Annotated in this window: 14 protein-coding genes and 2 pseudogenes; 11 read left to right on the forward strand and 5 right to left on the reverse strand. The window is 35.4% G+C overall.

The window, feature by feature from the left end; genetic code table 11:
• The first annotated feature begins 323 nt into the window (after positions 1–323).
• The 3 genes from D5R40_RS42110 (at position 324) to D5R40_RS21560 (ending at position 2,328) form a co-directional block, all read left to right on the forward strand.
• On the forward strand, positions 324–689 hold the full coding sequence (locus D5R40_RS42110) for a hypothetical protein (protein ID WP_338043247.1): 366 nt from the start codon (positions 324–326) through the stop codon (positions 687–689).
• 135 nt (positions 690–824) lie between these two features.
• Positions 825–1,001, forward strand: coding sequence for a hypothetical protein (locus tag D5R40_RS42115; protein WP_338043248.1), 177 nt, complete (start codon positions 825–827; stop codon positions 999–1,001).
• Between the two features lie 178 nt (positions 1,002–1,179).
• The gene (locus D5R40_RS21560) at positions 1,180–2,328 is read left to right on the forward strand and encodes a histidinol-phosphate transaminase (protein ID WP_124146983.1); all 1,149 of its coding nucleotides are present in this window, start codon (positions 1,180–1,182) and stop codon (positions 2,326–2,328) included.
• Positions 2,329–2,871: 543 nt separating this feature from the next.
• Here D5R40_RS21560 and D5R40_RS21565 read toward each other — a convergent pair.
• The 3 genes and pseudogenes from D5R40_RS21565 to D5R40_RS21575 all read right to left on the reverse strand — a co-directional run.
• Positions 2,872–3,444: a pentapeptide repeat-containing protein gene (locus D5R40_RS21565; protein WP_124146984.1), complete on the reverse strand. Its 573-nt coding sequence runs from the start codon at positions 3,442–3,444 to the stop codon at positions 2,872–2,874.
• Positions 3,445–4,128: 684 nt separating this feature from the next.
• Complete coding sequence (locus D5R40_RS21570) at positions 4,129–5,628, reverse strand: S-layer homology domain-containing protein (protein WP_161565037.1); 1,500 nt, start codon at positions 5,626–5,628, stop codon at positions 4,129–4,131.
• Positions 5,629–5,933: 305 nt separating this feature from the next.
• A pseudogene (locus D5R40_RS21575) lies at positions 5,934–6,017 on the reverse strand (IS1 family transposase); the annotation flags it as partial.
• Between the two features lie 217 nt (positions 6,018–6,234).
• On the opposite strand from D5R40_RS21575, the gene D5R40_RS21580 reads away from it, so the two are divergent.
• Positions 6,235–6,951, forward strand: coding sequence for a glycerophosphodiester phosphodiesterase (locus tag D5R40_RS21580; RefSeq protein ID WP_124147043.1), 717 nt, complete (start codon positions 6,235–6,237; stop codon positions 6,949–6,951).
• Positions 6,952–7,261: 310 nt separating this feature from the next.
• A pseudogene (locus D5R40_RS21585) lies at positions 7,262–7,582 on the forward strand (transposase); the annotation flags it as partial.
• A 54-nt stretch (positions 7,583–7,636) separates the two neighbouring features.
• On the opposite strand, the gene D5R40_RS21590 reads toward D5R40_RS21585, so the two are convergent.
• Entirely contained in the window at positions 7,637–8,206 is a 570-nt protein-coding gene (locus D5R40_RS21590) for a hypothetical protein (protein WP_124147044.1), read from the reverse strand.
• On the opposite strand from D5R40_RS21590, the gene D5R40_RS35775 reads away from it, so the two are divergent.
• The 5 genes from D5R40_RS35775 to D5R40_RS21610 all read left to right on the forward strand — a co-directional run bounded on the left by D5R40_RS35775 (position 8,188) and on the right by D5R40_RS21610 (position 14,234).
• A complete protein-coding gene (locus D5R40_RS35775) occupies positions 8,188–8,325 on the forward strand; it encodes a hypothetical protein (RefSeq protein WP_161564686.1) in 138 nt (45 codons plus the stop codon). The genes D5R40_RS21590 and D5R40_RS35775 overlap by 19 nt on opposite strands.
• Positions 8,326–8,626: 301 nt before the next feature.
• Entirely contained in the window at positions 8,627–9,484 is an 858-nt protein-coding gene (locus D5R40_RS21595; protein WP_124147045.1) for a M20/M25/M40 family metallo-hydrolase, read from the forward strand.
• A gap of 41 nt (positions 9,485–9,525) precedes the next feature.
• The gene (locus D5R40_RS21600; protein WP_124155188.1) at positions 9,526–10,779 is read left to right on the forward strand and encodes a caspase family protein; all 1,254 of its coding nucleotides are present in this window, start codon (positions 9,526–9,528) and stop codon (positions 10,777–10,779) included.
• Positions 10,780–10,896: 117 nt separating this feature from the next.
• On the forward strand, positions 10,897–11,952 hold the full coding sequence (locus D5R40_RS21605; RefSeq protein ID WP_124147047.1) for a WG repeat-containing protein: 1,056 nt from the start codon (positions 10,897–10,899) through the stop codon (positions 11,950–11,952).
• Positions 11,953–12,872: 920 nt separating this feature from the next.
• The gene (locus D5R40_RS21610) at positions 12,873–14,234 is read left to right on the forward strand and encodes an NAD(P)/FAD-dependent oxidoreductase (protein ID WP_124147048.1); all 1,362 of its coding nucleotides are present in this window, start codon (positions 12,873–12,875) and stop codon (positions 14,232–14,234) included.
• A gap of 416 nt (positions 14,235–14,650) precedes the next feature.
• On the opposite strand, the gene D5R40_RS21615 is transcribed toward D5R40_RS21610, so the two are convergent.
• A complete protein-coding gene (locus D5R40_RS21615; RefSeq protein ID WP_205127677.1) occupies positions 14,651–18,793 on the reverse strand; it encodes a response regulator in 4,143 nt (1,380 codons plus the stop codon).
• Between the two features lie 155 nt (positions 18,794–18,948).
• Between D5R40_RS21615 and D5R40_RS35780 the strand changes: the two genes are divergently transcribed.
• Entirely contained in the window at positions 18,949–19,086 is a 138-nt protein-coding gene (locus D5R40_RS35780; RefSeq protein WP_161565038.1) for a hypothetical protein, read from the forward strand.
• Positions 19,087–19,438 lie beyond the last annotated feature (352 nt).

Below are 19,438 nucleotides of genomic sequence, written 5' to 3' on the forward strand. Positions count from 1 at the left end.
CCCCTCTGTGTTGCGTATGTCGCAATAGTCAAATCATTTTGTGAAGCGCATAACTTTAGAGTGTGTAGTAGAAAAATATCTACTTCCTCTCTGTGTTGCGTATATCGCAATAGTCAAATCATTTTGTGAAGCACCAAAATTTGAGGGATGTAGTGGGATCTAATACCAATTTGGAAAAAGAATGTTACGAATAATAAGAGTCATTAAAATACTTTATAGGAGATATCCATTGGACAAAAAAGATAAATTGTGACCTAATAAATAGTATCAAAGCGATTTATTCTGACTCCTGACTCCTGACTTCTGACTCCTAAAAAATAACTATGACAATTAAACTAGAAAAAATAGTACCTTGGGGTCGAAATCTTGACGAATATATTTCTATGTTCAACCTTACCCCAGAAGAGAAGAAATTAAAAATTCTCGACTGTGCATCAGGACCATCAAGTTTTAATTATGAAATGACTTTTCAAAGATATAATGTCATTTCCTGCGACCCAATATATCAGTTTAGTGCTGATGAAATTTCTCAACGTATTCAGGAAATTTCTCAAAATATGATTGACCAAGTACAGGCAAATTATGATACTTTTGTTTGGCAAAATCTACAGTCGCCAGAAAATCTACTAAAGGTCATAATGGCAACAATGGAAAAATTTTTATTAGATTTTTCTGATGGGTTTCAGTAAAAACGTTATTTAACTGCTGAATTGCCGAAACTTCCTTTTAATAATCACAAATTTGATTTAGCTTTATGCAACCATTTTCTATTTTTATATTCTGAGCATCTCTCAGCATAATTTCATCTAGAATCAATTTTAGAAATGTGTCGAGTTGCCAAACAAGTACGAATTTTTCCTTTGCTTAAACTTTCTGGAGAAATTTCATCATTATTAACACCAATAATTGAAAATTTAACAACTCAAGGATATAAAGCAGAAACTAAACAAGTAACTTATGAATTTCAGAAAGAAGGCAATCAAATGTTGCAAATATTTTGAAGAAGGAAGGAAGAAAAAATGGATGGGGACTCAAACCCCGACCAATTCTAAACACCACGGGTGACAGTTAGGTATTAAACCCAAAATAAAAAGATAATTGATGAAGGAATAATTCAAGAATTAACTATAATGAATAACATCCTCATAATTAGGATGCAAAAATAACTCCAAAAAATTTATGTTACCTTTTATTCGTTCAGACCTTAGTAATCTTAAAGCTTATACACCTCATCCTGGTGGAAGTTCAGAAATTCCTTTAGATAGACTAGATACTAATGAATGTCCTTATGATTTACCAGATAATTTAAAACAAAAGTTAGCTGCAAATTATCAAGAATTAATTGAAACAAACCGTTATCCAGATGGCAGTCATTTCCAACTTAAAGAAGCCATAGCTCAATATGTAAATGAAGCAACTCCATCAGCTAATATTTCTGCCGATAATATTTCCGTTGGTAATGGCTCAGATGAGTTAATTCGTTCTATTTTAATTGCTACTTGTTTAGGGGGAGAAGGTTCGATTTTAACTGCTACTCCTACTTTTTCTATGTATTCTATTCTTGCCAAAACTCTTGGTATTCCCATAGTCAATGTTGGTAGAAATGAGGAAAATTTTGAAATAGATATTTCTGCAGCTCAAGATGCTATTAATCAAAGAAAAAATTCCACTATAAAAGTAGTATTTGTTGTTAATCCAAACTCTCCTACAGCTAATGCTTTAACTACTACAGAATTAGAATGGTTGTTTAGTTTACCTGAAGAAATTATGGTAGTAATTGATGAAGCCTATTTTGAGTTTAGTCAGACTACTGTAGCTGAACAATTAAAACAACATCCCAATTGGGTGATTTTAAGAACATTTTCTAAAGCTTTTAGATTAGCTTCCCTCCGTGTAGGATACGCGATCGCTCATCCAGAAGTTATTATTAATTTGGAAAAAGTTCGCCTTCCTTATAACTTACCAAGTTTTTCTCAATCTGCGGCTAAATTAGTGCTTACCCATAGACAAGATGTACTATCTTTTATACCGGAAATTTTGACAGAAAGAACTAAGTTATTTGATAGTTTTGGCGAAATTTCAGCTCTACAAGTTTGGGAAAGTACGGCTAATTTCTTTTATGCCAGACTTACAGATCAAGGGTTAAGTTTATTAGGAGAAAATCTGTCTCAAGAAGAAGGTTTAAATAATTTGATGCAGCAACTTAAAAATCATGGGACTTTAATTCGTCATACAGGTGGTGGTTTAAGAATTACGGTAGGAACTCCTGAAGAAAATCAGCGTACAATTGAGAGAATTAAAGGTATTTTTTCAACAATTAATAATTAATAATTAATAATTAATAATTAGGGCTTGCTGATTAAATCTAAAAGCATTGACATATAAAGGTTGAGCGCATTTTTTAGTTAAAAAAAGTCCAAGCTTAATGGTCCTAATGGTTCAAAAAATTAGCATCTTAGGCAATTGTCTTAACATCAAGTCATTTCAGTTATCAGTTAGCCTCCTAAGGCGGGAACTGCGTTAACAGTACCTCTAGCTGTTTGCGCAGCATTCCGTAGGAAAGCCTGATGCTTGAAATATGGAATATTCTCTTTTCTCTTAGTCCATTGGATATGGGGCAGGAAACCTGCGCCATCCCACCCTTCGGGAAGCTCCGCTTTTTCCTACGGAATGCTTCCCTACGGGATGCTGCGCAAACGCAAACATGTCGCGCAGCGTTAACGGAGTTGTGCGCCAGCAAAACGACTGCTTTTTATCCTCTCAAAAGGGGAGGTTATTGACCAGAATTTTTCGGTCATTATGTTTCAAAATTGTAACTATAGTCGGCAGAATGAGTATGAAGAGTTAATCGGTTAGTTATGGATAAATTTCTCACTCATGTACCGTAGTATCAGGCATTATTGTGCCATGCAAATTTGTATGAGTTAGGTCTACATTCTTTAAATCAGCTTCAGTTAAGTCAGCTTGACTTAGAGATGCCTTATATAAATTGGCCTTCCGCAAAGATGCTTTTTTGAGATTTGCTCCACTTAATGAAGCCAAACGCAGGTCTGTCTCTCGTAACGAAGCGCCCTCTAAACAAGCCTCTCGCAAAGAAGCTTCCCGAAAATCTGCCTCACGAAAGTCAGCCCCACTTAAATTTGCTTTAGTTAAGTCTGCTCTGTAAAAGTCTGCTTCACGAAATTCTGCCGACCCTTTAACTTGAGCCTCACTTAGATCTGCATCTATCAATGAAGCACGATTCATTCTAACATCAGTTAAGTCTGCTCCTCTGAGGTTAGCTCCTCGTAGGTCTGCTTTTTCGAGAGAAGCTTTTTCTAAGCAAGCATTCCGTAAACATATTCTGTGTAAATTAGCTCTCTCTAGGTTAGCTTTCCGCAAATCTACTCCTGTGAAGTCAATTTCTCCATTATTGTAGCGTTCAATTAATTCTTTTGAATCCATCTTAATATCCTCTAATTACTTTAAAGAAAAATATTCACTTAATCAACTAATTAAGTCAACTAAATTACCTAATTATTATTTTTATTAGGTTGGCTACCTGTCCAGAGTCAAGTTTTTATTTACTGATAACTTATACCATGGGTTAAAAATAATTTTACAAATGCTGTAGGAAAGGAATCAGGAATAACCGAAGTTGAAATAAGTAAGAACAAAACCAATAATAATAATATATTTTCTCGCTCAATTAGATAAATAAGTTTTGAGAAAAACAGAGCAATTCTAATACCAAAATTATCTATATGTTTTTGAGGCAACATTGATCGCGCCTGGTATAGCGCTGTGCGCAGGCAACAGGCAACAGGCAACAGGGGAAATAAAAAACCTATAATATAGGATTTTAGCTATTGGACATCTATTATAATTTGTAAATATGCCAGCGCACATTGCTATATGATCAATGAATAGTAATATTATATCCCTTTAATAGCGTTCAGGAAAAACTTCCTTCTTCTTCCCTACTGACTCCTTATTTATAAGTATTCAACCGGACATGATATAACATTGCAGCCGATCTAAACTTTCTATTTAGCAACCCGGTCTCTAGGAGAAACCGGGTGTTTTAGACATTGATTATTTAGGGTAAATATTTAGAGAAAAACTGTTCATCAAAAAAGACAGCCGATTTTAATTTTTCGGAGTCACAATATATTCTGATGAAACCTGTTCTACCCTTCCTAATCTTACTAAAGCCTGATAAAACATCGCTGTAACTTCAGCACGAGTAGCAGGTTTATTTGGATTCAAAATTTTTACATCTGGATGATTTACTACCAATCCAGTTGCAGTAGCTGCTGCTACTTTTTCCTTAGCCCAATCAGGTATTTTTTCTTTGTCTTGATAAATACTTAAAACCTGATCAGGATTTGATGGAATTTCCAGATTTAAGCCACTAGCTAAAGCAACTAATACCTGTAATCTTGGTACTTCTTGTTCTGGACGAAAAATATTTCCTGGATACCCACTCAAAAAACCAGATTTAGTAGCTGTTTGAATTTCTTTTTGAGTCGGTGAGTCTGCTGGTACATCCTTATAGTTAACAGCACTTTCTGTTAATTTTTCCTCAAATACTTTAGGAATTTGAGTAGCAAATTCGGCTCGCGTTACAGGTTGATCTGCCTCGAATTTATCGTTATCAACCTTAGCAATAATATCACGTTCTTTCAAAGGTTGAATGAAATTACTGGCCCAAAAATTATCTGGAACATCAGAAAATTTAATTTTGCCAATAGGAGATATTTCAGGAGATGGCGCTGCTGTAACGACTAACGGAATTTCAGAAGTTTCTGCTTTTGGAGAAGGAGAATCTGCTGTTTCACTCGCCCCTGGTGACTCAGAAGTTTCTGCTTCTGGAGAAGGAGAATCTGCCGTGGATGAGTCAGAAGTTTCTGCTTTTGGAGAAGGAGAATCTGCTGTTTCACTCACCCCTGGTGACTCAGAAGTTTCTGCTTCTGGAGAAGGAGAATCTGCCGTGGATGAGTCAGAAGTTTCTGCTTTTGGAGAAGAAGAATCTGCTGTTTCACTCGCCCCTGGTGACTCAGAAGTTTCTGCTTCTGGAGAAGGAGAATCTGTCGTGGGTGACTCTGTTGTTAAACTAGGAATAGGAGGGGCCAGAGGCAAAGGTGCAGTTGCCATTGGAGATCCAGGTAAGATACTTCCAATACCTAATGTGGCCAAACCCTTTCCAACTTGTGGGACTTTTGTAGATTTGGCTAATTCTAGTGTTGTCTCAGCCTCAGTATTGGCTCGAGCCAAACCTTTAAAACTTGTCTCTAACTGCTCAAAAGTATTAGTAATAGGAGTCAGAGTAGCCAAACTTGTTTCTAACTCTTCAGAAGTAGAAAGTGCTTGACCAAAATTTGATTCTGGTTCGCCAGTCAGCGTATTAAGTTGTGGTGTGCCTAAGCTAAAAATTGACTCCTCTGTACTAACATCTGGACTATCAACTATTTCAGATTTAGGTAAAGAAAGAATAGGTTTGGAGAATAGATTAAACCCATCATTCCCTCTAGTCGTTGTCCAGAAAAATACACTGCCAAGAGTCGCTAAGGCTACAAATATTGCAATCCACTCATCACGTTCCACTGGCCTTGACCGTGAAGGTGGGTTCGGAGGTATATTTGTCATTGTCATAGCTATATAGTGACAGCTCTAGATTAGACTACCATTAGGGATAAAAGGAAGATTATCGCTGCGCTCTAAGTCAGAAATAGGAAGTCAGAAGTCAGAAGTTTTTTTCTATAGACATCTCCAGAAAAGAGGGAACAGGGAACAGGGAACAGGGAACAGGGAGAAGTAATTGATAAGAATTGATTTTATTTTTGATTTTCACTCCTATGTCTTATGATAATTTTCGGTAATAAAATCTGGTAGTCCTAAAAAGGAAAGGATGAAGCTATAGGTAACGAGGCATTGTAATGATGGATGAAATGCTAGATAGTCCCTATATGATTTTCCAGCTTTTTGGAAAAAGATAAAGTCTTCCTGACTAAACGTGAAATTCGTTGCCGTAAAGTACAGCTAAATTGAAGAAGGAGTCAGGAGACAGAAGACAGGAGTCAGAATAGAATTTTTCACCGAAAAATTGGGTCTTAAGCTAAGAATCATTTAGATTCTATATTCCCTGTTCCCTTTGACAAAAATTGGATATATGGTTTAAATGCAAAACAACTTATATTAATAATTTGCAAGTCCCTCAAGCTCAAAGTTTGAGTCTCAGAAATTTTAAATAAAATGACTACTAAACCATTAATTATTGCTCACCGGGGTGCATCTGGCTTGGTGAAATTTGAAAATACTTTAGCTTCTTTTGAAAAAGCTATTGAATTGGGTGTACCAATGGTGGAGTTTGATGTGAGAAAAACTCAGGATAATTTATTTGTTGCGTTTCACGATGAATCAATTGATGGGATGAAAATTAGTGATTTGAGTTATCAACAACTTTTGGATATTTCTCGGCAAAAAGGTTTTGATGTCCCATTGATAGAGGATGTGTTGAAGTTGTGTCAGGGGAAAATTAAACTTGATATTGAATTGAAAGAAGTGGGATATGAATTGGAGATAGTTAATTTAGTCAAAAAATATTTAGATTATCAAGATTATGTGATTAAATCTTTTCTTGATGCTGCTATTATTGCGGTCAAAGAAGCAGATAATCAAATTACAACTGGGTTGTTATTAGGACTTAGTAAACCCAAAAATTTAATTGCTACTCGATTATCAGAAATCTTTCCTGAATTTCGTTTGTTTACAACTAAAGCTGATTTTGTTTCGCCTAATTATCAATTGATAAAATTTGGTTTTGCCTGGCGCATGAAGCTGTTTAATCAGAATATCTATGTTTGGACAATTAATGATGAAAAATTAATGGTTGAAACTGTCAAACAAGGAGCATTTGCATTAATTACAGATAGACCAGATTTAGCTTTGAACTTATTTGATGGGAATTAGCATTCGTTGTATGCAACGTTCCTACCTACTCCCCCACTCCCCTGCTCAATAAAATGTAGAAAAGTTTTTGAGAAATGGTGTTACGTAACCATCCAACAGCACACGTTGCATGAGATGTAAAATTGACAATTATTCCAAAAATGGTAAGCATACTATCACACACGCTACTTAATCTTTTGTTTATAGTAGTCGAAGGAAAGGTTAAGACAGATCAAAAGTTTAAAACTCAGGCAACGCAATATTTTTCCTGATTCTTTCTTCTGCTATACAAACTATTCTCTAAACAAAAAGAACCTCTTAGTTATGAGGCTCTCTTTTAACTTTTCAAGGTTCGTGCAATAAAGTATAGATTGAAAGTTGGTTAAAAAACTGTTTGCTACCTCAATTAGAGCCGGGAGACATTATTATTATTGATAATGCCAGTTTTCATCAAGGGGAGTCTATCAGAGAAATTGTTGAAGAGGCAGAATGCGAAATCTGGTATTTACCACCTTATTCACCAGATTTGAATAAGATAGAGAATTGGTGGGCTGTCTTAAAAACATGGATGAAACAAAGACTTAAAGAATTTGAGACTGTAGGAGAATGTGTAGACGCCGCGTTCAAAAACTGTCCTAATGTATGTGTGTAGTGTTGTATTACTTTCAATTTGATTGATGCAGTGCTAACAACAAGAACTACTATATTATTGTTTCTGAGCAAGAATTATAGCACTTTTGAATGTGTCTTCTAAAGGAAAAAAGTATTTCAAGAAAAAATTTGCTTTATCAAGTTGTACTTTGGTAATTGGGGCTAAAATTTGAGTTAGCCAACCAGAATTAACCCCCCAATTATGCACATGATATAAATCAGTAAACTTTACTTTTTCTTCACAGATTTCTTGAGCTATAATAGCAAATCCATATTTTTCTAATAAAGATTCTAATTTCTTTTCATTCTTAGGAATTTTCACATTATCATCTGTAGAAATCTTGGAAAAGCCATAAAATTTATTTATTAAATTTCCTATATTAGCAAGTATCTGAAGATTTTTAAAAGAACCAAGTGTGGAAGTAGCAATGGAACACAAACCTCCAGAGGTTAAAATTTTTGAAGCTTTAGAAATAATGATTTCTGGTTCCACATAAGCCATCATAAAATGAATCAACGCTAAATTTATGGTATTTTCTTCTAAATACTTCTCAATATTTGTTGCATCATCATGAAAAGCCTCTAATTCTATCTTTTGTAATTTATGTGAAAAGAACCAGTGCATTATTTAGTGTGATTTTGGGGAAAATAATTCTCAAAGAAAAAGGCATCAAAGAAAGATTTTTAGGAGCTGCAATTATGGTATTTGGAGTATTTTTAATCGGTATTTCACAACTAAAGTAAGAAGGAAGAAGTTCAACAATGAATAATTAATAATGAATAATTAACAATTACCTCTTCTTTAAAATGGATAGGATAGACTCAGAGGAAAATTTTTCTTTATTATCCCCTGAAAAGGGAAGGCTACCACAATTTTTCGGTAAAAGATAAAAATAAGTAGTGAAGCACAATTAATTGTATATTTGATTCCCTACTACCTACTCCCTACTATTCTCCCTATTCTCTTATTTATCAATTATTTTCCTCTACTCCCTACTCCCTATTCCCTACTCCCTACTCCCTACTCCCTTTTAAATAAGTACTTATGAAATTTAATTTACAAGCAAGATTACAAAATCATCTGAATGAAATAGTACGCGATCGCGACCCATATCTAGCATCAGGAGGGCATTTTTATGTCAGACAATATATCGGTCGGCAGTTGTCACAGTGGGGAAATGTAGAAATTGATGAATTTCAGGTAAGAGGCAAAAACCATCAAAATTTAGTGTTAAATTTATCCTCTATTAATAACAGTAAAAAACAGAAATTAGCACCAATATTAATTGGCGCTCATTATGATGCAGTACCAGGTACACCAGGAGCAGATGATAATGCAACTGGTGTAGCAGTTTTACTAGAATTAGCCAGAGAAATTTCATCTCAACCCTTAAAATATCCAGTTAGTTTAGTTGCTTTTGATATGGAAGAATATGGATTATTAGGTAGTCAGCATTATGCCGAAAAACTCAAACAAAAACAACAGCAACTTAGACTAATGATATCCCTAGAAATGCTCGGTTATTGTGACTCTACTCCCAATTCCCAAAGTTATCCTACAGGATTAAAATATTTTTATCCAAACCAGGGTAATTTTATTGCATTAATTGGCAATTTATTGACCATCATTGATATGTGTCAAATGAGTAGAAAATTTAATAAAATAGGAACGAATTGTCAGCTTTTACCAGTACCAAATCGAGGTTTAATTGTGCCTGATACTCGTCGCAGTGACCATGCCCCATTTTGGGATAGAGGATATAACGCTATAATGATTACCGATACTGCCAATATGCGAAATCCTAATTATCATCAAAAAAGTGATACTATTAACACTTTAAATTTAGATTTTCTCACAGGAGTTTGTCAGGGATTAATTGTCGCTATTAGAAATATTGTGTAAAAAATAAATTAGGAAAAAATCTAGACTAAGATATTATAATTATGCCCAAAAAATCTACAATTAAAAAGCTAATTTTAGGATTAATTTTTCTAGCAGTCGGAAGTAGCCAAAAAGTAGCAGAAGCAGATAATAATTCCACAAAAATCAGCCAACAAAAAACTCATAATTGTCAAATTAATCGACAACAACCAAAATTTTTAGTATTTGGAGGAGGTGGTACTCCAGCGCAAAATGAAATTGCTATTGAAAAAAATGTACTTTACTTTCAACGAACCCTAGAAAAAATCGGATATAACCCATTAGCAGCTACAACATTTTTTGCTAATGGCAATGATGGGCAAGCCACAATTCGCTACATTGATGAATTAGGAAAACAACGATTTAAAGTACCAGAAATTCCGAATATTCAGGGTAAAGCAACATTAAAAAATCTCCTTAATTGGTTTCAAAAAGCTTCTGGAGAAACATCTCATCCCCCTATATTTTTTTACTTTACAGGTCATGGCATCAAAAACCCAAACAATTATAATAATAATGCTCTAATGCTTTGGGAAGACCGACCTCTAACAGTTCATAAATTATCACAAACTCTAGATAAATTACCCCAAAATACTCCAGTAGTAACAATGATGGCTCAATGTTTTTCCGGCTCATTTGCGAATATTATTTATCAAGGTGGCGACCCTAATAGACCTATAGCACTTCAGAGCCGTTGTGGTTTTTTTGCTACTATCAAAACTTTACCTTCAGTGGGCTGCACTCCAGAAGTAAACGAATCAGATTATAAAGATTATAGTTCCAGTTTTTTTGCCGGATTAAGTGGTTATAGCCGTATGGGAAAAAGAGTAGCTTCAGCAGATTATAATCAAGACGGAAAAATTAGTTATATCGAAGCTCATAGCTTTGCGAAAGTAGACGAAAAAACAATTGATTTGCCAGTTTCAACTTTAGAAGTATGGTTACAAAATCAGGCAAGTAAAGCCGATATTAAATTTATTTGGGAACAACCAATTATTAATCTTTTATCCAAAGCACGACCAGAGCAACAATATGTAGTTAAATCAATAGTCAAAATGTTGAATTTCGACCCGCAAAAATCTTACATAGAAAATGCTGGAGGAAGTATCACCGAACAAGAAATTAATAATCAAATAGAACGAGCATATTTTCTCCGTTTAGGAATGGAATTAATTAATATTGGTGTAGAAGAAAAAATTATCAAAGCTTCAGATAAAACAGCGATTACTATTTTTGAGCGTCTACTCAAATGCGAAGCAGATATCCCGGGAAGATAGTCAAATAAATAGTACAAATAGATATGAGGCATGGTATAAATGACCAAAACCTAAGAATATTGAATCTAGTTATACAAGTTAAAGAATTAACTAGAAATTGGAGGAAAATTGTACAAAATGAAACGCTCTCTATATTTATTTATAAGTCTAGCTCTTTTAGGGTTAACATCCTGTAGCGCGGTCAAAGAAATTCAGGAATTAATTGACCAACCCCCACCACCAACCCCCACAGCATCCCCTGTCAAAAAAAAAGTAAGAAAATTATTTCCGATTCAGCAAAACGGAAAATATGGGTTTATTAACAAGATGGGTAAAATAGTTATCCCTCCAAGATTTGAGCGGGTAAAAAACTTTTCAGAAGGATTAGCAGCAGTAAAAATTGCAGAAAGGTGGGGCTATATTAATGAACAAGGAGAAATAGCTATCAAGCCAGAATTTGATTCTGTTGTACGTTTTTCCCAATCTTTAGCACCAGTCAAAAAAATTGGTCAGAGATGGGGTTACATTAATAAAAGTGGAGAAATGGTAATTCAACCCCAGTTTGAAGAGGCGGTCTATTTTTCTGAAGGACTGGCACGAGTTACAATTGATGGTAAGTGGGGTTATATCGATCCAACTGGCAAAATAGTGATTCAGCCAGAATATAGAGGACAAACGGGACGCGGGTTCTTTGTTGATGGATTAGCGGCAGTGAGAATTGGTAGTGCTTATGAATATGGGTACATAGACCAGACTGGAAAAGTGGTAATTGAGGCAAAATATGATTTTGCTGGAGATTTTATCAATGGTTTAGCGAGGGTCAAAATTGGGGATAGGTGGGGATATATTGATAAAACTGGTAGAGAGATTATTAGACCACAGTTTGTTTTTAATCAAGAATTCTCTGAAGGGTTAGCAGCAGTAAAAATTGATGACAAGTATGGTTATATAGATATTTCTGGTAACAGAATAATTCAACCGCAATATGATTTTGCTGGCAACTTTTCAGAAGGTTTAGCAGAAGTCAGGATTGATGACAAGTATGGCTATATTAATGCTTCTAATGAGATGATTATTGAGCCAGAGTTTGATAATGCTTTTGGGTTCTCCAATGGTATTGCAGAGGTGTGGGTAGACGGGGAAAAGGGTTATATAGATAAAATTGGCAGATTTGTCTGGAATTTAACTAAATAAAGGAGTAGGGAATAGGGAGAATCAAGAGATTTACCATGTATAAACAGGATAGTTTTTTTCTAGATCGCTATTATCCAGACATGATATAATACCAATTACCAAAAGTAATGCTATACTTCAACAGTCAGATAGTTACCAAGATTCAAAGTCTGTTTTTGACAATTATGAGTCAGTTAGTATAGATTTTTCCTACTTTTAACCTCTCCTACACCTACCACACTTCCCACTCTTCCCCACCCAATCAAACGTAGCATTCTTTTTAAGAAATGATATAAGTAGGTAGGTCAAACTAAGAGTAAGCTATAGAGAGTCATTTGAATACATCTGCTTACTCTTTTTTTTTGCTTTGGGAGAATATTGCAACTATTATACATCTAATTTGCAAGTAACCAATATCTTATACCTTTATTGGCAGTAGCTTTTAATATTTACTCTAGCAAAAACCATGTTTTTTTAATATGATTATTTGAATTGATTATCAATTTTAGATTATTTTGTGCTTAAAATGATATCGAAAAAGCCTCTTTTTGTCAATAACAAAATGAGCTTTTTTTGAAAGTAAACAAAAGTAACTCTTGATACTAAAACCCTTTTAAAAGTTGTGATATTTTGAAAACAAGGTTGCAATATAACGACCATTAAAGGCTAAAAAAAGTTACTATTATTAAAAAGCGTTCAGCAGTTCAGCGATCGGTAGTCAGCTTTGCGCGTTTGCGGAGCATTCCAGAACATAAAGGGGATTTAAACCCCTCCTAAAATTAAGCGACAAGCTAGAAGTAGGGGATGTTTTACCCAAGCTTTTCCTGACAGAATGCTCCGAAAAAAATACCTAATTGCGCAAATTTTTAGGCTGATAGTTGATAGCTAATAGCTGATAGCTACTTAAATAATAATTACTCAGTCGAAAGAGGGAAATAACTATGAGTCTAAACCAGGAAAAACATCAATCTCCTCATCATGTTGTCATCGTTGGAGGTGGATTTGCAGGGCTAGAAGCTGCCAAACAGCTAGGAAAAGCACCTGTTAAAGTAACCTTGGTTGACAAGAGAAATTTCCATTTATTTCAACCATTACTTTATCAGGTAGCTACAGGTAGTCTTTCTCCCGGAGATATTGCTTCTCCTCTTCGCGGTGTAGTTGCAGAACAGAAAAATACCCATGTTTTGATGGGTGAAGTTGTGGATGTCAATCCCGAACAGAAAAAACTCATTTTGAGCGATCGAGAAATAGATTACGATACATTAGTTATGGCAACTGGTGTTAGCCATAATTATTTCGGAAATGATTGGTCAGAAAAAGCTCCTGGACTAAAAACAGTAGAAGATGCACTAGAAATGCGTCGTAGAGTATTCGCCTCCTTTGAAGCTGCAGAAAAAGAATCAGATCCAGAAAAACGAAAAGCACTGTTAACTTTTGCAATAGTTGGCGCTGGTCCCACAGGGGTGGAATTAGCAGGTGCTTTAGCAGAGTTAGCGCACACTAAATTAAAAGAAGAATATCGCTCTGTTAATACTAGCGAAGCTCAAATTTATCTAATCCAAAGTGGAGAAAGAGTTTTACCTTCGTTTAAAACAGTTTTATCAGAAAAAGCACAAATAGAACTGGAGAAGTTGGGAGTCACAGTGTTGACTAAAACACGAGTGACTAATATAGAAAACAATATCGTCACCATTCGCTCTGGAGAAACAACCCAAGAAATTCCCGCTCACACAATATTATGGGGAGCAGGAGTTAAAGCATCAGCAGTTTCTCAAGCAATATCTAATCGTACAGGGGCAGAATTAGACCGCGCAGGTCGTGTTTTTGTTAATGAAGATTTGACAGTACCTGGTTATCCTGACATCTTTGTCATTGGAGACTTAGCTAACTACTCTCATCAGGGAGACTCTCCAGTACCTGGAGTTGCACCAGCAGCAATGCAGGAAGGATTTTATGTAGCGAAACTGATTCAAAAACGGTTGAAAAATAAGACCTTACCCCCATTCCACTATATTGACTACGGTAGTTTGGCAGTTATTGGTCGTCACCAAGCAGTTGTACAATATAAAGCAATTCGTTTTTCAGGTCCTCTAGCTTGGTTTGCTTGGTTATTTATTCATATCTACTATATGATTGAATTTGATAACCAACTCATTGTCATGATTCAGTGGGCCTGGAGCTACTTTACTGGTCAAGGTGGTGCTCGTCTAATCACTGAAAAAGCAACTAAAGCACCTACCTATGAAGAATGCCAGGCTCGCTATACTCCGCTAGTAACAAGCGAATCATCTGGTGAAGCTTAATTTAATCAGGGAATAGGGAAAAGTCAAAATTCAAAAGTCAAAAGTAAGAATTTTTAAGTTATATCATGTCCGGATAATTAGTGATAAAAAAACTTTCTCCTTATTTTCGTCTTTCTTCGCTCCTGAATTCTGAATTGCAGAATTGCAGAATTGCTGAATTCTGAGTAGTTTATTTATAACTGTTCAACCGGACATGATATTACAGCGGTTTTCATTTCAGTAGACCACAGTAGGGACGTTGCATGCAACGTCTCTACATGGTTTTGGTTATAACGATGTGTTCATCAATTTGAAAAGCGCTGTAAAAGCTAATGCACAGTTTTAGCTGTGTCACTCTACTACCAATAGCTCTTCCTTCTTCCTTCTTCCCTCTTCCCTCTTCCTTCTTCCCTCTTCCCTCTTCCTTCTTTTAAACCCTAAATATAAGCTTGAAGTTCCGACCGTAGGACAGTGTCAACCCGCTGATATTCTGCTTGTAACTGAGAGAAAATCTTATCCGCTCCTTCTGTTGTACCTTCACGCGCAATATATTCTAACTCTTTGCAAAGCTCAGGCAAATTATTAGCTCCCACAGAAGCACTACTAGATTTCATACTATGAGCAGATCTTTGTAGTAATTTTGCCTGTTGTTGTTTAATTGCTTGACTCATTTCATCTAAAAGTTTAGGTGAATCTTCCAGATAACAATCAATTACTTCTACTAAAAGCTCTGAGTTACCTCCAGCCATTTTCTTCAACTCTTGCAGCACTGCTAGATCGACTACTCCTTCTAACTCTGCTTGAGGTAAAACATCTTTTTCAGTTGTTGTTTGTGGGGGACCATATTTACTTAAAGCTGTAGTCAATGCTTCTAAGCGAACTGGTTTACTAATATAGTCATCCATACCAGCAGCTAGACAATTTTCCCGGTCGCCCTGCATTGCATTAGCTGTCATAGCAATAATACGCGGGCGTTTTTCTTTTTCCCATTCAGTACAAATTTGGCGTGTAGCAGTCAAACCATCCATTTCTGGCATTTGTACATCCATCAGTACCACATCATAAGATTGACGACGTAAAGCTGCTAATACTTCTAAACCATTAGCGGCAACATCAGCCCGATATCCTAAATTTTTGAGAATATTAATTGCTACTTTTTGGTTAACGACATTATCTTCAGCTAATAGAATTTTTAAAGGTAATTTTTCTGCTAACTTGACATTTGATTGAATTTTAGATTTTTGAGTACTATTAACCATACCCCCTGTCAGGATACCTACTAAAGCTTTTTCTAGTTGAGATTGTTTAATTGGCTTGTTGAGATAAGCAGCAACATTGATATTAAGGTTTTGACTAGAGTATTCTAGTTGACTTAGAGAACTGAGAAAAACTAAAGGTAATTCTTGACAATTAGGTAACTTGCGAATTTTATTAGCTAGAGTGAAGCCATCCATTACTGGCATATATACATCTAGAATAGCAAAATCAAATGTCTGTCCTGACTGTAATAAATTTATCGCTTCTTGCCCACTACCTACAGCTTGAGAAATCATACATAAAGATTCTGCTTGAAGTGTTAGTACTTGCCTGTTAGTAGCATTGTCATCTACAACTAACAAATGTTTATTTTTTAATATTGTTTCAGTTTCTGATTTCTGACCAAGACATGAATTTTCGCCAATAGCAGTAGCTACTACAGTGAAAAAGAAAGTCGAACCAACTCCTGCTTCACTTTCTACCCACATCTTTCCTCCCATAATTTCACTTAACCGCTTGCTAATAACTAACCCCAATCCTGTGCCACCATAGTGACGAGTTGTAGAAGCGTCAACTTGACTGAAAGGTTTGAACAGACGATCCATGCGATCTTGAGGAATACCAATACCAGTATCTTTGACCGCAAATTGTATTTCGTAGACAGTAGAGCAGGGAACATATGATTCTAGACATTCTGTTTGATTGGGAATGGGACAATCCCTTTTTTGGGAAGGGTTTAAATCTTGATTTTGAAGTGAAGCTGTTACTGATAATACCACTTCCCCAGTTTCTGTAAATTTGACTCCATTGCTGAGGAGATTAACTAATACTTGACGTAACCGAGTTACATCTCCTACTATAACTTCAGGAGTTTGTTGCTGTATTAGATAAGCTAGCTCTAATTTTTTTTCGGCTGCTTTTGGAGCCAATAAATCTAGACATTCCTCTATACAGCTTCGGATATTAAAAGGTTGTTCCTCTAAACATAGTTTGCCAGATTCAATTTTAGAGAAATCAAGAATATCATTAATTAAGCTCAATAAAGCATCTCCACTGTTGCGGATAACTTCGACAAAATCTTGCTGTTGTGAGTTTAGCTCTGTGTCTAACAGTAAACCTGTCATCCCAATAACTGCATTCATTGGAGTCCGGATCTCGTGGCTCATTGTAGCAAGAAATTCACTTTTGGCTCGGTTAGCAATTTCTGCTTCTTCTTTAGCAGCTCTGGTTCGATCTTCTGCTTGCTTATTCTCTGTGAAGTCTGTTATTGTGCCAACAGCGCGATAGGGTTGACCTGAATCATCACAAATACGTTGTCCTTTGGTAAATATCCAGACATAATGCCCATCCCGATGTTTGATGCGATGGGTATTCTGATAACGTTCTGTTTCTCCTGCTAAATGTGCTTCTACATCTCTGAGGGTTGCTTCTAGATCCTCTGGATGTATATTATCTGACCAAGTAGATAAAGTGTAAGGAAGTGGGTCATTTTCGTGGCCAATAATTCTCATCCAGGTAGGTGAATAGTAAACCTGATTTGTTTGTATATCCCAATCCCAAATTCCATCGTTTGTACCAGATATAGCAAGTGCATAGCGTTCTTCGCGATCGCTCAAAATAGATTCTATCCGGCGACGTTCCAGAATTTCTGCACTGAGGTCTCGATTTTTTTTGTGTAGTTCTTGAGTTCTTTCCCTGACTCGGTTTTCTAGAGATTCGTTTGTGTGCTTAATTTCAGTAAATTTTTCCTGTAAAGCTAATAGCATTGACTGAAAGTTAGCAGTGAGGGTATTAATTTCTGCGATTTTACTTTTCCTTGGCAAACCTATAGGAATTTCTTGATATAGCAGTTTTTGAGGTAAGTCTGTAGTGACTTGTGTTAGTGTCAACATCGGTGCTACTAATCTTTTACTGACTAAGACTGATATGATTAATCCTACCACTGCGATTATTTGCATTGTCACCAAATTTTTAATATAACTCGTTTCTAGGAAGTCTATGTAAGGAGCTGTAGGTAATGTTACATATAGAGTCCAAGGAAGATCGGCACTAATTTGCATCTTTTTTCCATAAAAAGATTGTTTCCATCGTTTCATCTTTGGCATTCCTGGTGTTGTTGGTTGCCACTTAAAGATATCTCCTTCGTATTCCACATTTCCTGTTTCCTGTAAGTCAAATTTTTCCTTCGTAGTTGCCTCTGAACTACCCTCAGTAATGATGTATTGTTTGCTATCAACCAGTATTATATTTATTTCTTTTATTTGAGTATTTAGTTGCTGAAGTTGACCTAATTCAGCTATGCCGACAGAAGCATAAGCTATTCCCTGGAAGCTATTCTCTTTGACTATTGGTACTATGATACCTATATGAGGAAAAGGAGATGCTTTATCTCTATGAATATCTGTAACTTGTGGTTGCAATTCTTTGGCAAGTTTGCTCCAAGTATACTTATTAGATATGTTTAAGTTGACTAATGATTCTCCTAATTCATTCAATGCAGGTTCAGCCGCAATTATATTACCCTTAGCATCAGTAACATATACTTTTAAAAAAGAGGTAAATGCTTTTTTTATTACTGATGTACTTTGTTGAAGAGTAGATATTTCATTCTCAGGTACTTGAGCTGCTATTTTTGCTAATTCTTCAACAGCATACAAGTGTTTTTGATACCAAAACTGTAAATTATTTACCAGAGGATTTGTTGTGGCCTTCAGTTCTTTTTGAATATCTTTTTCTACTATTGTTAGTATATGTTGTCCATTCAAGATTGTGAGGATTAAAGCAGGTAATAAAATTAATGCGACTAATAAGTGAAAAATAGTTTCTTGAAAAGAGATTTTTTTGTAATTTTTAGATAATTTAAACAGTTGATTTATAGGTAAATAACTAACAATTAAGTTAGCAATTAAGGCGTTCAAGAAGCCATTAATTGACTGCTTCAACATAATTAATACAGTTTGTGTTGTACCTACGTTCAACATTAATCCATAAAATAATGCTACTAGAGGCATCCCAATCAAAAGCCAATATATTCCATCTAGCAAGACTATATTTTGCCAAGGGCGACGCTTTAACATTATTCCCACAAACATAGCTTCCAGAGTAAAGATAGCGATCGCATAGGGATGGTGCCAGAGGAAGTATGTGTGACTACCAGCAATGAAGGCGGCTATTGTTCCCCATATAACTCCATAGAGTTCGACTATCATAAACACTGCAATACTACCGAAGAGAAAATCTACCCCAAAGAATAAAGGTAATTTGAAATAATTGCCTAAATAACCTAAGATGATTAGTAATATTAATCCTAGTTTGCTTGTCAAGCTATAATTTTTTAGTGATTTTTTATTCTTATGGAAAAAGTTCATTTTTTTTACTTTGTTTTTGGCAGTTATCAATATTCATAAAATTACATTTTACTTGATGGTATTCAAGTTGTCTAAATTAGGATAATTAAACTTCGTAATTATTCAGAAGTTTGAACAATAAGTATTATTTGAAGAAGGAGACAGGAGACAGGAGACAGGAGGAAAATTACATGGGGATTCTAACCCCAAGTAATTTTGAACACCCTGTAGACGGTGGGGTAAGGAGGAAAATTACATGGGGATTCTAACCCCAAGTAATTTTGAACACCCTGTAGACGGTGGGGTATTAAACCCACAAAGAAAATGATTAACTGTCTTAATATTAATCTATTAATGAAAAAATAGCTACAGAGATAAGCTGATAATTTGGTTAAGGTTCTGATAAATTTCTCCCTATTCCCTATTCCCTATTCCCTCTTTTATGGAGATATCTATAGATGTATTTATGGCTTGCTGATTAAATATCAAAGCATTGACTGATATTGGTTTTAGCCTTTTTAGGATCGAAAAAAGTGCGCTTGTTTGAGTCTAATACCAATTTCATAAAATATTGCAAAGCGTGAGGACACAGGGAACAGGGAACACCGGAGCTGGGAACAG

It is taken from the genome of Okeania hirsuta (assembly GCF_003838195.1).
Classification (GTDB): Bacteria; Cyanobacteriota; Cyanobacteriia; order Cyanobacteriales; family Microcoleaceae; genus Okeania; species Okeania hirsuta.

Coding starts and splice junctions, on each gene's coding strand:
- D5R40_RS21605 (WP_124147047.1), top strand. CDS start 10,897: ATGAAACGCTCTCTATATTTATTTATAAGTCTAGCTCTTTTAGGGTTA.
- D5R40_RS21600 (WP_124155188.1), top strand. CDS start 9,526: ATGCCCAAAAAATCTACAATTAAAAAGCTAATTTTAGGATTAATTTTT.
- D5R40_RS21570 (WP_161565037.1), bottom strand. CDS start 5,628: ATGACAAATATACCTCCGAACCCACCTTCACGGTCAAGGCCAGTGGAA.
- D5R40_RS21610 (WP_124147048.1), top strand. CDS start 12,873: ATGAGTCTAAACCAGGAAAAACATCAATCTCCTCATCATGTTGTCATC.
- D5R40_RS42115 (WP_338043248.1), top strand. CDS start 825: ATGTGTCGAGTTGCCAAACAAGTACGAATTTTTCCTTTGCTTAAACTT.
- D5R40_RS42110 (WP_338043247.1), top strand. CDS start 324: ATGACAATTAAACTAGAAAAAATAGTACCTTGGGGTCGAAATCTTGAC.
- D5R40_RS21590 (WP_124147044.1), bottom strand. CDS start 8,206: ATGCACTGGTTCTTTTCACATAAATTACAAAAGATAGAATTAGAGGCT.
- D5R40_RS21595 (WP_124147045.1), top strand. CDS start 8,627: ATGAAATTTAATTTACAAGCAAGATTACAAAATCATCTGAATGAAATA.
- D5R40_RS21560 (WP_124146983.1), top strand. CDS start 1,180: ATGTTACCTTTTATTCGTTCAGACCTTAGTAATCTTAAAGCTTATACA.
- D5R40_RS21565 (WP_124146984.1), bottom strand. CDS start 3,444: ATGGATTCAAAAGAATTAATTGAACGCTACAATAATGGAGAAATTGAC.
- D5R40_RS21580 (WP_124147043.1), top strand. CDS start 6,235: ATGACTACTAAACCATTAATTATTGCTCACCGGGGTGCATCTGGCTTG.